At 70.5% G+C, this 14,391-nt stretch carries 11 protein-coding genes and 1 tRNA gene; 4 read left to right on the top strand and 8 right to left on the bottom strand.

Annotation, left to right across the window (positions count from 1 at the left end; all coding sequences use genetic code 11):
• Nucleotides 1-3: 3 nt before the first annotated feature.
• Both lysA and argS read right to left on the bottom strand, forming a co-directional pair.
• Entirely contained in the window at nt 4-1,434 is a 1,431-nt protein-coding gene (gene lysA / locus AB0F52_RS22025) for a diaminopimelate decarboxylase (protein WP_360173847.1), read from the bottom strand.
• A 3-nt stretch (nt 1,435-1,437) separates the two neighbouring features.
• Nucleotides 1,438-3,099 (bottom strand): arginine--tRNA ligase, encoded by a 1,662-nt coding sequence (gene argS, locus AB0F52_RS22020; protein WP_360173844.1) that lies wholly within the window; start codon nt 3,097-3,099, stop codon nt 1,438-1,440.
• Between the two features lie 196 nt (nt 3,100-3,295).
• On the opposite strand from argS, the gene AB0F52_RS22015 reads away from it, so the two are divergent.
• Both AB0F52_RS22015 and AB0F52_RS22010 read left to right on the top strand, forming a co-directional pair.
• Nucleotides 3,296-4,102 carry a DUF3105 domain-containing protein gene (locus AB0F52_RS22015; RefSeq protein WP_360173841.1) on the top strand — a complete coding sequence of 269 codons (807 nt, stop codon included), beginning with the start codon at nt 3,296-3,298 and terminating at the stop codon, nt 4,100-4,102.
• Nucleotides 4,099-4,821, top strand: coding sequence for a DUF305 domain-containing protein (locus AB0F52_RS22010; RefSeq protein WP_360173838.1), 723 nt, complete (start codon nt 4,099-4,101; stop codon nt 4,819-4,821). The genes AB0F52_RS22015 and AB0F52_RS22010 overlap by 4 nt, the downstream gene beginning before the upstream one ends.
• Nucleotides 4,822-4,966: 145 nt before the next feature.
• Here AB0F52_RS22010 and AB0F52_RS22005 read toward each other — a convergent pair whose 3' ends face one another.
• Entirely contained in the window at nt 4,967-5,887 is a 921-nt protein-coding gene (locus AB0F52_RS22005) for a cation diffusion facilitator family transporter (protein WP_360173835.1), read from the bottom strand.
• Nucleotides 5,888-6,041: 154 nt separating this feature from the next.
• Complete coding sequence (locus AB0F52_RS22000) at nt 6,042-6,461, bottom strand: MarR family transcriptional regulator (protein WP_360173832.1); 420 nt, start codon at nt 6,459-6,461, stop codon at nt 6,042-6,044.
• 106 nt (nt 6,462-6,567) lie between these two features.
• On the opposite strand from AB0F52_RS22000, the gene AB0F52_RS21995 reads away from it, so the two are divergent.
• The gene (locus tag AB0F52_RS21995; RefSeq protein WP_360173829.1) at nt 6,568-7,404 is read left to right on the top strand and encodes an SDR family oxidoreductase; all 837 of its coding nucleotides are present in this window, start codon (nt 6,568-6,570) and stop codon (nt 7,402-7,404) included.
• On the opposite strand, the gene AB0F52_RS21990 is transcribed toward AB0F52_RS21995, so the two are convergent.
• Nucleotides 7,401-8,501, bottom strand: coding sequence for an epoxide hydrolase family protein (locus AB0F52_RS21990; RefSeq protein ID WP_360173826.1), 1,101 nt, complete (start codon nt 8,499-8,501; stop codon nt 7,401-7,403). The two genes, AB0F52_RS21995 and AB0F52_RS21990, sit on opposite strands and share 4 nt — an antisense overlap.
• Nucleotides 8,502-8,651: 150 nt before the next feature.
• Here AB0F52_RS21990 and AB0F52_RS21985 point away from each other — a divergent pair.
• A tRNA-Arg gene (locus AB0F52_RS21985) sits at nt 8,652-8,724 on the top strand.
• Nucleotides 8,725-8,855: 131 nt separating this feature from the next.
• On the opposite strand, the gene AB0F52_RS21980 is transcribed toward AB0F52_RS21985, so the two are convergent.
• From AB0F52_RS21980 to AB0F52_RS21970, 3 genes are all read right to left on the bottom strand, one after another.
• Complete coding sequence (locus AB0F52_RS21980) at nt 8,856-9,920, bottom strand: Dyp-type peroxidase (protein WP_360173823.1); 1,065 nt, start codon at nt 9,918-9,920, stop codon at nt 8,856-8,858.
• Nucleotides 9,917-13,606 (bottom strand): S8 family serine peptidase, encoded by a 3,690-nt coding sequence (locus tag AB0F52_RS21975; RefSeq protein ID WP_360173820.1) that lies wholly within the window; start codon nt 13,604-13,606, stop codon nt 9,917-9,919. The genes AB0F52_RS21980 and AB0F52_RS21975 overlap by 4 nt, the downstream gene beginning before the upstream one ends.
• Before the next feature lie 157 nt (nt 13,607-13,763).
• On the bottom strand, nt 13,764-14,375 hold the full coding sequence (locus AB0F52_RS21970) for a hypothetical protein (protein WP_360173817.1): 612 nt from the start codon (nt 14,373-14,375) through the stop codon (nt 13,764-13,766).
• Nucleotides 14,376-14,391 lie beyond the last annotated feature (16 nt).

Below are 14,391 nucleotides of genomic sequence, written 5' to 3'. Positions count from 1 at the left end.
GTTTCAGACCTCCAGGCGCAGCATGTCGTCGGTCGTCTCCCGCCGCAGCAGCAGCCGTGAGCTGCCGTTGCGCACGGCGACCACGGCCGGACGGGGCATCCGGTTGTACGTGCTCGCCATCGAGTAGCAGTACGCGCCGGTCGCCGCGACCGCCAGCAGGTCGCCGGGAGCCAGCGTGTCGGGCAGCCAGCAGTCTCGTACGACGATGTCGCCGGACTCACAGTGTTTTCCCACGACCCGGGACAACACGGCCGGCACCGGCTGATCGTTGTCGGCCGCGGAGCGGGAAACCAGCCGGACGTCGTAGACCGCGTCGTAGAGCGCGGTGCGGATGTTGTCGCTCATCCCGCCGTCGACGCTGACGTACCGCCGCGCCGACTCGTCGCCGAGCGAGACGTCCTTGATGGTGCCGACCTCGTAGAGCGTGATCGTGCCCGGACCGGCGATCGCGCGGCCCGGCTCGCCGGCGATCCGCGGCACCGGCAGGCCCGCGTAGGCGCACTCCTTGCGGACGATCTCGCGGATCTGCGTGATCATCTGGGCGGGCGGCGGCGGGTTGTCCTTCTCGGTGTAGGCGATGCCGAAGCCGCCGCCGAGGTCGACCAGGCTCAGCTGGTCGAGCAACTCCGGGCCGTGCTCCTTGGCCAGGTCGGCGAGCAGCCCGACGACGCGGCGGGCGGCGACCTCGAAACCGTCGGCGTCGAAGATCTGCGAGCCGATGTGGCTGTGCAGGCCGACGAGCTTGAGCGAACGCGCGTTGAGCACCCGGCGGACCGCCTCGGCGGCGTCGCCGCTGGCCAGGGAGAACCCGAACTTCTGGTCCTCGTGGGCGGTCGCGATGAACTCGTGCGTGTGCGCCTCGACGCCGACGGTCACCCGGATCAGCACGGACTGCACGATGTCGTGGCGGGCGGCGATGTCGGCCAGCCGCGCGATCTCGAAGTAGGAGTCGAGCACGACCGTGCCGACCCCCGCGACGACCGCGGCTTCCAGCTCGGCGGGCGACTTGTTGTTGCCGTGGAAGGTGATCCGCTCGGCCGGGAAGGCCGCCCGCTGCGCCACGGCGAGCTCGCCGCCGCTGCAGACGTCCAGGCTCAGCCCCTGCTCGGCCACCCAGCGGGCGACCTCGATGGACAGGAACGCCTTGGACGCGTAGTGCACCAGCGACGGGTCGTCGAAGGCTTCGGCGTAGTCCGCGCACCGGGACTTGAAGTCGGCTTCGTCGACGACGAACAGCGGCGTGCCGTGCTGCTCGGCGAGCTCGCGGACGTCGACGCCGGCGATCCGGACGACGCCGTCGGCGGCGCGGAAGGTGTTGCGCGGCCACACTTTCGCGGGCAGCTTGTCGAGCTCCTCGACCCCGGACGGCTGGAGCCCGGAGGTGTCGGCGTGGGTGTGGACGTCGGCGTGCCTGGGGCCTGCGGGGTGCGCCATTTCTTACATCCGTTCCGGAGCGGAGACACCGACCAGGGCGAGGCCGTTGGCGAGCACCACGCGCGCCGCCTCGCAAAGAGCCACGCGGGCGTGGTTGGCGGGAGTGGCCGCCTCGTCGCCCTTGGGCAGCACGCGGGCCTCGCGGACCGCGTAGAACTTGTGGAGCGCGCCCGCCAGCTCCTCCAGGTAGCGCGCGATCCGGTGCGGCTCCCGCATTTCGGCGGCGCGGCGCACGGTCTCCGGGAACTCGCCGATCGTGCGGATCAGGTCGCCCTCGACCGGGAGCGTCAGCAGTCCCAGATCGACGTCCTCTGTGGACTTGAGACCGAGGTCCGCCGCCCCGCGCAGCATCGTGCACAAGCGCGCGTGGGCGTACTGGACGTAGTAGACGGGGTTGTCGTTGGAGTGCTTGCGCAGCAGGTCCAGGTCGACGTCCAAAGTGGAGTCGACGGAGTAGCGGATCAGCTCGTAGCGGGCCGGGTCGACGCCGACGGCCTCGACCAGGTCCTCCATGGTGATCACGGTGCCCGCGCGCTTGGACATCCGGACCGGCTTGCCGTCGCTGACCAGGTTGACCATCTGGCCGATCAGCACCTCGACCGTGCCCGGGTCGTCGCCGAAGGCCGCGGCGGCCGCCTTGAGCCGCGCGGTGTAGCCGTGGTGGTCCGCGCCGAGCATGTAGATGCACAGGTCGAAGCCGCGGTTGCGCTTGTCCTTGAAGTAGGCCAGGTCACCGGCGATGTAGGCCGGGTTGCCGTCCTGCTTGATGACGACGCGGTCCTTGTCGTCGCCGTACTCCGACGACTTCAGCCACCAGGCGCCCTCGTTGAAGTACAGGTTCCCGGAGTCCTTCAGCTGCTGGACGGCGGCGTCGACCGCGCCGGACTCGTGCAGCGAGTTCTCGTGGAAGTAGACGTCGAAGTCCGTGCCGAAGTCGTGCAGGCTCTGCTTGATCTCGGAGAACATCAGGTTGATGCCGATCCGGCGGAACGTCTCGTGCCGCTCGGCCTCCGCCAGCGACAGCGCGCTCGGCTCGGCCTTGAGGACCTCGGCGGCGATGTCGTTGATGTAGCCGCCCGCGTAGCCGTCTTCCGGCGCGGGCTCGCCCTTCGCGGCGGCGATCAGCGACCGGACGAACCGGTCGATCTGGGCACCGGCGTCGTTGAAGTAGTACTCGCGGGTGACATCCGCGCCCTGCGCGGCCAGCACCCGGCCCAGCGCGTCGCCGACCGCGGCCCAGCGGGTGCCGCCGAGGTGGATCGGGCCGGTCGGGTTCGCCGAGACGAACTCGAGGTTGATCCGCGTGCCGGCCAGCGCGTCGCCGCGCCCGTAGGCCGCGCCGGCGTCGAGCACCTGGCGCACGATGTCGCCCTGCGCGGCCGCGGCGAGCCGGAAGTTGAGGAAGCCCGGGCCGGCGACCTCGGCCGAGGCGACGCCGTCGTCCGCCGAGACCGCCTCGGCGAGCGCCTCGGCGAAGTCGCGCGGCTTGAGGCCGGCCTTCTTGGCCACCTGGAGGGCGAGGTTCGTCGCGTAATCGCCGTGGTCGGGGTTGCGCGGGCGTTCGATGGTCACCTGCTCCGGCAGCACGGCGTCGTCGATGCCGCGTGCGGCGAGCACCTGCACGGCGGAGCTGCGGACCAGGTCGGCGAGAGCGGCGGGAGTCACTTGCCGAATTCTAGGTGTGCCCAGGTCCGGCGCTTGCAGCGGTCTCGGCCACGTCACGGGACGTGGGTGTGTGAGGCGTTAACGGTAGTCAGACGCGTGGTCTCTACACTGGCCCGGGCGGGAATCCGTCCGCAGCCACCAGAGGGAGAACGCGGGAGCCATGGCGAACGGGACAACTCGGAAAAAGGGGTCGGCGGTGAAGGCGGCCCGTGGTTCCGTGGTGAGCAAGAAGGGCACCCCGTGGGGCACGATCATCGCCGTCGTCGCCATCGTGGCGCTGGCCGCCTCGGTGATCATCTACTACATGGTGCAGTCCGCCCCGAAGCGCGCGCAGGCCGACCGCGAGGCCGCCGCCGCGTCGTTCGCGCCGACCGCGTCGGACCCGGACCCCTCGAAGCGCATCCCCGGCGTGGTGACCGCGACCTACACGGGCAGCGTGCACGTGCTGCCGACCGAGCGCGTCGCCTACGACAAGACCCCGCCGTTCGGCGGCCCGCACGACCAGACGTGGGCCACCTGCACCGGCACCGTGTACCCGACCGCCGTCCGCACCGAGAACATGGTGCACGCGCTCGAACACGGCGCCGTCTGGATCGCCTACAACCCGCAGCAGGTCACGGGTGACGCGGTCAACACGCTGAGCGTCCGCGCCAAGGGCAAGCCGTACACGATGCTGTCGCCCTACCCGGGCCTGGACAAGCCGATCTCGCTGCAGTCGTGGGGCCACCAGCTCAAGCTGGACGACGTCAACGACCCGCGGATCGACGAGTTCATCGCGGCGCTGCGGAGCAACCCGAACGGCGTCTACCCCGAGGTCGGCGCGTCCTGCGACGCGGTGCCGGGCCAGTTCGACCCGGACAACCCGCCGCCGTTCGACGCGTCGAAGCCGGGCCCCGACGCGAAGCCGATGGACTACAAGGGCAGCACCGCCGCGCAGGGTGAGCAGGGCATGCCGCCGTCCGCCCCCGCTTCCGCACCGGCTTCCGCCCCGACCACGAAGTGACCACCGAAGCCGGCCTCGACACCGACGAGGTCACCGAGCAGCCGACCTGGTCGCGCTGGGTGATCATCGGCGGGACGCTCCTCGCGGTCCTGCTGATCGGCGGGACGGCGGGGATGTTCCTCACCCGCGCCGTCGACGACCCGCCCGCGGCCACCCCGGCCGCCGGCTCGGTCGAGGTCGGCTTCGCCCAGGACATGTCGACGCACCACCTCCAGGCGGTGACGATGGCGGGCATCGCCCGCGACCGCACGACCGACCCGGAGATCAAGCAGCTGTCGTTCGACATCGAGCGCACGCAGCTCGAGCAGGTCGGCCGCATGAAGGGCTGGCTCATGCTGTGGGACCAGCCCGAGCAGCCGATCGGCGCCCCGATGCAGTGGATGACGGAACCGATGACGGGCCACGGTGGCATGCCGGGAATGTCGATGGCCCCGGCATCGGTCAACCCGGCGGGCGGCCCGCTGATGCCGGGCATGGCGACGGACGAGGACCTGAAGAAGCTGCGCTCCCTGTCGGGCCGCGACTTCGACGTGTTCTTCCTGCAGCTGATGTTGCGCCACCACCAGGGCGGGACATCGATGGCCCAGTACGCGGCCGCGCATTCGACGCTGCCGGCGTTGAAGGCGCTGGTGAACAGCATTCTGACGTCGCAGGGCGCGGAAATGGACCAGATCAAGCTGATGCTTTCCGGCCGGGGCGCCCAGCCGCTGCCGGCTTAGAGTGCAGTCGTTGATCCCGGAGTTCCGGCCCCGTCCGCGAGGAGGCGGGACGGCTCCGGTGGACGCTCGTGCGGTGCCGTTCCAGACCGCGCACCACCGCTTGCGACAAGCTCTTAGCCGGTTCCGGCGGCCGGGCGCTTCGGCGTCACCAGGAGAGTTCCTGGCAGCGGCGGGCGCACTGCGGCGCCTCCACCTGCAGCGTCGCGTGCTCGATCGCGTACCGCGAAGACAGCAGGTTCTGCGCCTCGGTCAGCACGTCCGACTGCTTCGCCGGCGGCGCCAGCGTCAGGTGCGCCGAAGCCACTTCCATGCCGGACGTCAGGGTCCAGACGTGCAGGTCGTGCACGTCGGCCACGCCCGGCAGGGCCGCCAGCTCCGCGTTGATCGCTCCGACGTCGACGCCCTGGGGCGCGTGCTGGAACAGGATGCGCAGCGCCCGGCGGGCCAGCGTCCACGTGCGGGGCAGCACGAACAGCCCGATCGCGACACCGATGATCGGGTCGGCGTAGCGCCAGCCGGTCAGCAGCGTCACCGCGCCGCTGATCAGGACGCCGGCCGAGCCGATCAGGTCGGCCAGCACTTCGAGGTACGCGCCGCGGACGTTGAGGCTTTCCTTCGCCCCCGACCGCAGCACGGCGAACGACACCAGGTTGGCCACCAGGCCGGCCGCCGCGACCAGCAGCACCGGGAGACCCGGGACCGCCGGCGGGTCGCCGATGCGGCCGATCGCCTCGATCAGGACGTACGCCGCGACGCCGAACAGCAGCAGCGCGTTGGCCAGCGCGGCCAGCACCTCCGCGCGGTAGAGCCCGAAGGTGCGGCTGACCGTGGGCCCGCTGCGCCGGGCCAGGATGATCGCGGCCAGCGCCATGCCGACCCCGAGGACGTCGGTGAACATGTGGGCCGCGTCCGAGAGCAGGGCCAGCGAGCCGGTCGTCACGCTGACGACGAACTCGAGCACCATGAACCCGGCGCCGATCCCCAGGGCGATGGCCAGCCGTCGCACGTGGCGCCCCGACGCGCTCGCCGGCGCGATCGAGTGCCCGTGGCCGTGTCCCTGACCCATGCCGCCTCCGTTCCCGGTTCGCCGTCGGGTCAAACATATAGTCGGATGCGCATATGTGCAACAGAGGACAGCCTAAGATCACCCACCGGCAAGCTACCGCGCGCGGTGCGAGCCACCCAATCCACCAGGCGGGGTTTCCCGCCAGGCGGACTCGTCACGCTTCGGCGTCGACGATTCGCCCGAGCAGGTCCCGCAGCCGGACGCGGTCCTCCGGCGCGAGCGCGGCCAGCGGTTCGGCCGCGAACCCCAGCGACCCCCGGAAGTTGCGCGCCAGTTCGGCCCCCGCCGGGGTGGCCACGATGTTCTTGATCCGCCGGTCCCGTTCACCCGGACGGCGCTCCACCAGGCCGCGGGCCTCGAGCCGGTCGATGATCCCGGTCACGTTGGACCGCTCGGACTTCAGCTTCTCGGCGATCCGGTGCATGGGCAGCGGTTGGTCGAGCGCGACGAGCACCTTCGCCTGCACCGTCGTCAGCCCCTGGGCCGCCGCCGCGGACTCGTAGGACTCGACGAACCGGTCGACGATCCGCCCGAGCAGGGCGACGACGTCTTCGGTGATCGGGTCAGCGCTCATCACGCGAGTGTATGCCGATAGTTGACTGCATGAACCATCCATGCCTATAGTCATTTTAGTTCACTACATTAACCATCACTCCCCTGAACAGATCGAGGTTCGTCGGATGAGCAACGACCGCGTCGCCCTGATCACCGGCACGTCTTCCGGGATCGGCCTGGCCACGGCAGTACTGGCGGCCCGGCGAGGCTTTCGCACGGTCGCGACGCTGCGCGACACCGGCCGCGCCGGCCGCCTGCGCGAGGCCGCCACCGACGCCGGCGTCGAACTGGACGTCCGCCCGCTCGACGTCACCGACGCCGAGTCCGTCGGCACGGCGCTCGAAGGCGTCCTCGCCGACTACGGCCGGCTCGACGTCCTGGTCAACAACGCCGGCGCCGGCCACCTCGGCACGATCGAGCAGGAGCCCGTCTCGGCGGTCCGCGAGACGATGGAGGTCAACTTCTTCGGCGTCGCCGAGACGACCAAGGCCGCGATGCCGGCCCTGCGCGCCGCCGGCGGCCGCCTGATCACGGTGACCAGCGTCGGCGGGGTGATCGGCCAGCCGTTCAACGAGGCCTACTGCGCGGCGAAGTTCGCCGTCGAAGGCATGATGGAGGCGCTGGCCCCGGTCGCCGCGGCGCAAGGTGTCACGGTGTGCGTGGTCGAGCCGGGAGCGGTCGCGACGGAGTTCGTCAACAACGTCGGCGTCGACGAGCGGCTCTTCGCCGAGGCCGGGCCGTACGCCGAATCCCTGCGGAAGTACATCGCCAACGTCACGAAGTCGTTCCAGGGCGCGCAGACCGCCGACGAGGTCGCCGAAGTGATCCTGGACGCGATGACGACGGAGAGGCCCGCCTTCCGCATCCAGACGTCGAAGTGGGCCGAGGAGTTCGCGGCGCTCAAGTTCGCCGACCTGGACGGCGCGGCCGTGCAGCGGCTGACCGGTGGCTGGCTCGCCTAGCGCACCAGCCGGAAGAACCCGCGCACCTGCTCGACGAACAGCCCGGGCTGTTCCAGCGCGGCGAAGTGCCCGCCGACGGGCAGCTGCTCGAACCAGCGCAGGTCGGTGTAGCGCTGCTCGGCTTGCCGCCGCGAAGGCCGCACGATCTCCTTCGGGAACACCGAAATCCCGGCCGGAACATCCACAGTGGACAAATCGCGGTCGTTGTTCGCCCAGTACATCCGCGCGGACGAGGCCGCCGTCGCGGTGAACCAGTAGACGGAGACCGCGTCCAGGATGCGCTGCCGGTCGACGGCGTCCTCCGGGCGGCCCTTGTGGTCGGTCCAGGCCCAGAACTTCTCGGCGATCCAGGCGGCCTGGCCGGCGGGCGAGTCGGTGAGACCGTAGCCGAGCGTCTGCGGACGGGTGCCCTGCTGGGCCGAGTAGCCGCTGCCGCTCCGCCGGAACTCCTCGAGATCGGCGAGGGCCTGCCGCTCCTCGGGCGTCGGATCGGCGGTGTCCATCCGCACGGGCGCGAAGTTGACGTGCACGCCGGCCACGTGACCGGACCGCGCCAAGGCGTTCGTGACGGCGGCACCCCAATCGCCGCCCTGGGCGCCGTAGCGGTCGTAGCCGAGCGACGTCATGAGCTGGTCCCACAGCTCGGCCACGCGCCCGATCTTCAGCGCGGGCTTGTCACTCCACCCGAACCCGGGCAGCGACGGCGCGACGACGTGGAAGGCATCGGCGGGATCACCCCCGTGCTTCCCGGGATCGGTGAGCGGCCCGAGGACATCGAGGAACTCCAGCACGGACCCGGGCCAGCCATGGGTGAGCACGAGCGGCAGCGCATCGGCCACCGGCGACCGGACGTGCAGGAAGTGCAGGCCGACCCCGTCGACGGTGGCCCGGAACTGGGGAAAGGCATTGAGCCGGCGAGCGAACCCGAAGTCGTATTCCTCGCCCCAATCCCGGCACAGCTCACGCACATAGGCGAGCGGAACCCCCTGCGACCAGTCATCGACGGTCTCGGCCTCGGGCCACCGAGTCCGCCGCAGCCGCTCCCGCAGATCGGCGACATCGCCCTCATCAAGAGCAACCTGGAACGACTCGGCCATCTCGGCTCCTTCAGGTGGGCCACCCACGCTAGCGACGACCCGCCGAATCGATCAACTTCACCGGGCTGACCAGCGGGATTGCCAGTCCGGCCACCTGCGGGAGGCGGGTCGCGGGGCATGCGCTAAGCTTTCGAAGTCGCCCAGCGATGGGCCCTCGTAGCTCAGGGGATAGAGCACTGCCCTCCGGAGGCAGGTGTCGCAGGTTCGAATCCTGCCGAGGGCACCCTTTTTGAATACGCAAAACCGGCCCCTACCAGCGAGAACGCGGTAGGGGCCGATTCGCGTCTAACCCGGTGGACCACGGCCGAATCCGGGCATCCGTGCATGGCGCCAGACCAGCCGACTCAGGTCCGCTCAGGTGGCCAGCATGGTGCGCCCAAGGTAGTCGCCACCCGCGCCCGTACTCGCCGGGAGGACGAAGAAGTAGCCTCCGCCGAAGGGCAGGGTGTACTTCTCCAGTGCCTCCCCCGCGAGCCGGCGTTGGATGGTCGTGAAGCCCGACTCCAGGTTGCGCTGGTAGCAGACGAAGATCTGGCCGGCGTCCTCGTCCGAACGGCGGTACGAGTGGCCTCGGCGCAGGATCCGATGTGCTTCGCTCTCCGGCGTCCGCGGGTTGGCTCGGCGGATGTGCGCGTCGAGGGCGATGACGCCGCCCTGGGGGTCGCCCGCGAAGTCGGGCTTTGCGCGTTCATCCCCCTGACCCAACGGGGCGCCGGAGTCCTTCCGGCGGCCGAACACGCGTTCCTGTAGCGGTACCGGCTCCGCGTCCCAGATCGGCATCGCGAGCCGGATGAGGCGGACGACCTGGTAGGTCCCGCCCGCGCACCAAGCGGGTTCGTCGTCGCCCGGCTGGACCCACACGTGCTGGTCCATGGCGCGCTTATCCGCGACGTCGGGGTTTCCCGCTCCTTCGCGGAAACCGAACAGGTTGCGGGATTCGCCGTCCGGGTGGAAGCCGGTCAGCTGCCAGCGTGGCGTCGTACCCGGAATCCGGCGGGCCAGCGCCGCGTCGAGCGCCTCCTGGCTGTCCGCGCTCACCTGGACGAGCAGATCTCCGTGGCACCACTGCGGATCCAGCACGTCGTTGCGGAACGACGGCATCGACGTCAGGTGGCGCGGGCGCTCGAGACCGAACCGGCCGTCGAACAGTGAAGCGCCCACGGCGACCGTCATCGTGGCGTCCGGGACCGGTGAGGCGCACGCCCGCAGGGTTTCGGCGAGGCCGCTCCGGTCCCGCGTGGTCACGTCGAACGCCGCGAGCGCCGTCTTCGAGCGCGCGGCCGTCACCACGCCGGGCTGCCCCGGCGCGGGCCGGGGAGGCCGTGGCGGAGGCGGCGGTGGCTGGCCCGCGCAGCCGGCGAGGCCCGCCACCCCCACCGCGGCCAGGAACGACCGGCGGCCGAGGCGGGGGGCCGTCATGGCGTCCTGACCAGGCCGACCGCGATCGAGCCGGTCTCCGCGGACGCCGGATCGAGCAGCACCCGGTAGCTGCCCGCCGTGGGGAGCGTGGGCAGGTCGTACGGGTTCTGGTCGGGTTTGTACGCCCGGTCCACGAGGGTCGTCCCGTCCGGCTTGAGCACCGTGAGCCGGAACGTCTTGCTTGCGAACGTGCTGCCGCTGAACGTCAGCCGGAGCTTGTCGCCCGCGGCGCCGGTGAACGCGACCTGACCGTCCTGGCCGGCCCGCGTGACCGGAACCGTCGCCGCGGCGCCGCCGATCGTGATCGTCCCCGCGTCGGCGAGACCGGACAAGGTCAGGGTGACCGTGCCGGTGGCGCCGCTGGTGGGCGCCGCCACGAGCTCGTAGGTGCCCGTCACCGGCATCGCGCCGAACGCGGCACTGTCCGCGCCCGTGGTGTTGTCCCCGTAGTTCAGCGCCGTGCCGTCCGGTTTGTACACCCGGAAGAACTGCTGGTCGAAGCCCGCCGTCGCGTTGGTCACGCCGAGGCTGAGGCGTTGCCCCGCCGTGCCGTCGAACTTCAAGCGGGTGTGCTGCCCGACCCGGCCGACGCTGATCGGCTTCGCGGCGCCGCCGACGGCGAGCGTGCCCGCCGCGATCTCTTCGGACAGCCAGGCGGTCACCGTCCCGGTTCCGGAGCCACCGTTGACGAGCACGTCGTAGCTGCCGGTTTGGCTCAGTGCGGGGAAGATCGCCCCGGCCCCGTAACTTTCCGCGTTCAGCAGTGCGCCGCCTGGGCCGACGAGAGCCGCCCTCGGCGAGCCGTTGGACAACGCCGCGCCGGCGAACCCCAGCCCGAGCCGCTGCCCTTGAGTTCCGTCGAACCTGAGCCGCGCCTGCTGTCCGGGCCTGCTCAGGGTCAGCGCTTTGCCCGCGCCGGTCGCGCTGATGTCCCCCGCGGCCACCTCCGTGGAAAGCCACAGCTTTCCGCTGCCGGTGCTTTCGCCGAAGTACTGGCCGACGACCAGCCGATACCTGCCGGCCACCGGAATTCGGAACCGGTCCGAGGAACTGGGAGTGACCACCAGTGGATTGCCCACCCGGGAGCCGCTCGGGTCGAACACGTACACCATGAGGTAGGTGGAGCCGGGCTGATCCGTGACGCCGACGTCGTACCAAGTGTCCTGCGCGCCGTCGAAACCGAGATCCACGAATTGGCCGGATCGACTCCGGCTGTAGGCGAATCCCGCCGAAGCGGTGTCGGTGGTCCCGACGATGCTCTTCGACAACTGCACGGTCACCGCACCGGTCCCGGTGCCGTCCGGATCGACGAACACCTGGTACGTCCCCGTGGTCCGCAACGCGGGAAGCGTCACGTCACGCCCGAGGCCACCGACGAGATACGTAGGCCCGTTGTTCGTCTCGACGGTGAACGACCGGCCACTCGGATCGACCAGCCAGAGCCGTGCCGAAGTGGTGAGCGAATTCGACGGAACGCCGATGCCGACCTTGTCCCCCGCCGTCGCGTCGAACTTCAGCCGCAGCACCTTGTCCGCGGGAATCGCCGGATTGACCGCCGCACCGTCCGCCACGATCGTGCCACCGTCGACGACATCCGCCGCGCCCGCGACCGTGAACGTGTACGTGACCGGCGCGGATTGGCTGCCACCCTTCGCGGCCCGGACGGTCAGCGTTCGCACGCCGGACGAATTCGGGGTGACGCCCACGGACACCTCGCCCGTGCCGGTCACCTCGACCGGCTGCGAGTCGGAGTCGAGCTGGTAAATGTATTTGTCGACCGGCTCGGTGCCCCCCGGTTTGAAGGTGAACGTCCCCGGCAAACCGGTGCCACCGTTGGGATGCCCATCGGCGGGGTAGTCGAAGGACGACACCAATGGCGTGGCCGGCGGTGCTACGTCGGCGACGACGAAGTCGTACGGGACCGGTGCGGACGGCTCGCCGACGGCGTTGAACGCGCGCACCGTCAGCGTCCGGCGCCCGCCCGAGCCCGGTGTGACGGTCACCGAAGCCTCGCCGTTGGCCGCGGTCACCTCCTTCGGCTGCGCCTCGGTGTCCAGCTGGTACGAGTACTTCGCGACCGGGACCGAGCTGCCGGGCTTGAACGTGAAGGTGCCGGCGACTCCGGCGCCGCCGTGCGGCTGGTTGTCCGAGGGGTAGGCCGTCGACGACACGACGGGCAGCGCCACAGCGGGCTCGGCCAGCACCAGGTTCCAGCCGGCCAACGCGCCTTCGTCGAAGCCGAAGTTGTCGCGGACGACGAGCTTCCAGACGCCATTGGCGTCCTTCGTGGTCAGATCCGGCAGCGGGTAGGTCTGGTCGAGATCGGCTGCGCCGTCCGTGCCGTCGGCGTTCTTCAGCGGCAGCTCGGCGCCGTCCGGCGTGACGAGGCGGATCGAGAGGTCACCGCGCGCCGGGTGCTCGGCCCGCACGCGCACGCGCGCGGTGGAGGCCACCTTCCGCCCGCAGGCGGTCATTTCGATCGTGCTGGTGACGCTGCCCAGGTCCGGGATCGGCTGCCGGGTGTCGTTCGCGGCCGTGCAGACCTGCTGCGGCGGCACGCCGGTGTAGAGCAGCTTGTTCGGGGAACCGGTCTTCAGCGTGTCCTGCTTGAGGACGCCGGCCGTGGCCCGCCCGAGCAGGGCGTTGGTCACTTCGGCCGGGCTCAGGCCGGGAGACTGGGACAGCAGCAGTGCGACCGCGCCGGCGACGTGCGGTGACGCCATCGACGTACCCCGGAGGGTCACCGTCGCGGTGTCGGTGGCGTTGTGCGCGGACTTGACCGACTCCCCCGGCGCGAACAAGTCGACGCAGGATCCGTAGTTCGAGCCGCCGGTGACGCCGCCCGTCTCTTTCCAGTCGCGGGCTCGTTCGTCGACGGGGTTGCTCGCGCCGACGGTGATCGCCGTGGGCACGTCCGCCGGGCTGGCGAAGCAGGCGTCCCGATCGTCGTTCCCGGCGGCCACGACGTAGGTGATGCCGGCCGCGATCGAGTTCTTGACCGCGAGGTCTTCGGCGGCCGACTGACCACCGCCCAGGCTCATGTTGACCACCGCGGGGCGCTGCGCGTGCTGGGTCACCCAGTCGACACCCGCGATGATCTGGCTGGTCGCGCCGAGGTTCTCGCAGCTGAGCACCCGTACCGAGACGAGCTTGGCCTTCTTCGCCACCCCGTACGTCTTGCCGCCGACCGTGGCAGCGACGTGCGTGCCGTGCCCGGAGGTGCTGCAATCCTGGCCGTTCCAGCCGTCGTTGATCGCGTCGAAGCCAACACTGGCGCGCCCCTCGAACTCCGAGTGGGAGATCCGGACGCCGGTGTCCATGATGTACGCGGTCACCCCCGCGCCCGCCCCATCCGGGTAGGCGAACGCGTCGTCCAGCACGGTGCTGCGCTGATCGACCCGGTCCAGGTTCCACGGCGGCAGCGGCTGGGTGGCCTGACCCGACACGATCGCGTCGGCCTCCACCCGTTCGACCAGCGGATCGGCGGCCAGCTTCGCGGCCTGCTCCGCCGTACCGGTGAAGAGGAACCCGTGCAGGGCCGCCTGGTAGGTGCGTCCGGCCTTGCCGCCGTAGTGGCTCGTGAGCACGCCGGCCGCGGCCGGGACCGCGAGCTGGCTCGGCTTGGTGAGGACGATGTAGCTGCCGTCGATCACCTTGGCGCCGGCCGGTTTCACCACCTGCCCCACGGCCGCCTGCGCGGGCGCGCTGGCACCGGCCGGCAGCCCCGCGAAGACAGCCGCGGCGGCAGCACCCGCGGCAAACGACCGGCAACCTCTTACCCACCCGCGCATTCGCCAGTCCCCCATCCTTGCCGGTCGGCAACGTCACGTTCTTCTCATGTGCTCAGTCGACGGCACCGAACAGCTTCTCCCGGCGAGAGAGCTTCGCCACTGCGGTTTCCTCGACGCGAGAGCTGGAATTCCCGAGCGCGGCGTACTGATCCTCGGCAAGCTCGCGCACGGTTTCGACCTCGTCTTCGTCGGTGAGGTCGACTCGAGTTGCCTGTTCGAACCTCCTGGACCGGACGTCGCCGGGCAACGCGGTGAAAAGCTGGGCGAACAGCTCGTCGAACACCGCCGGGTCACCGCGCTCGCCGAGCCGGACCAGAACCTGATCGGCCAGCACCCGGAGCACCCACAGCCGGCGCTTCGGCTCGGTGGTGAACTCGACCAACCGGACCGGAAGCGGCCAATCCGAACGGGTCACGAAGTCGGTGTCCGGGTAGAGGTCCGGGGGCTCCAAACCGGGGCACAGCAAGATGTCCTCGTCATCCCCCGCCGGATCGAATGCCTCCTCGTCCAGCGCGACCAACTGCTCGATCTCGCCGACCGGGACCTCCAGACCGCTTCGCGCGCGCAACAGAATCGCCAGTTCGGTCAGGGACAGCGGACAGTAGAACTCGTGCAGCGTTGCGAGAACCGATTCCCGCACAGCCGCGGATTGCCGCTCGTCCATGACGGTCCTTCCGACC

This window comes from Amycolatopsis sp. NPDC024027 (genome assembly GCF_040638975.1).
In the GTDB taxonomy this organism is placed as follows: Bacteria; Actinomycetota; Actinomycetes; order Mycobacteriales; family Pseudonocardiaceae; genus Amycolatopsis.
This window is presented reverse-complemented; position numbering and strand designations above follow the sequence as displayed.

What these genes read in the sequence shown, in the direction of transcription:
- AB0F52_RS21980 (WP_360173823.1), bottom strand. Translation starts at nt 9,920, where the DNA reads ATGACGGCCCCCCGCCTCGGCCGCCGGTCGTTCCTGGCCGCGGTGGGG.
- AB0F52_RS21990 (WP_360173826.1), bottom strand. Translation starts at nt 8,501, where the DNA reads ATGGCCGAGTCGTTCCAGGTTGCTCTTGATGAGGGCGATGTCGCCGAT.
- AB0F52_RS22000 (WP_360173832.1), bottom strand. Translation starts at nt 6,461, where the DNA reads ATGAGCGCTGACCCGATCACCGAAGACGTCGTCGCCCTGCTCGGGCGG.
- AB0F52_RS22005 (WP_360173835.1), bottom strand. Translation starts at nt 5,887, where the DNA reads ATGGGTCAGGGACACGGCCACGGGCACTCGATCGCGCCGGCGAGCGCG.
- AB0F52_RS21970 (WP_360173817.1), bottom strand. Translation starts at nt 14,375, where the DNA reads ATGGACGAGCGGCAATCCGCGGCTGTGCGGGAATCGGTTCTCGCAACG.
- lysA (WP_360173847.1), bottom strand. Translation starts at nt 1,434, where the DNA reads ATGGCGCACCCCGCAGGCCCCAGGCACGCCGACGTCCACACCCACGCC.
- AB0F52_RS21995 (WP_360173829.1), top strand. Translation starts at nt 6,568, where the DNA reads ATGAGCAACGACCGCGTCGCCCTGATCACCGGCACGTCTTCCGGGATC.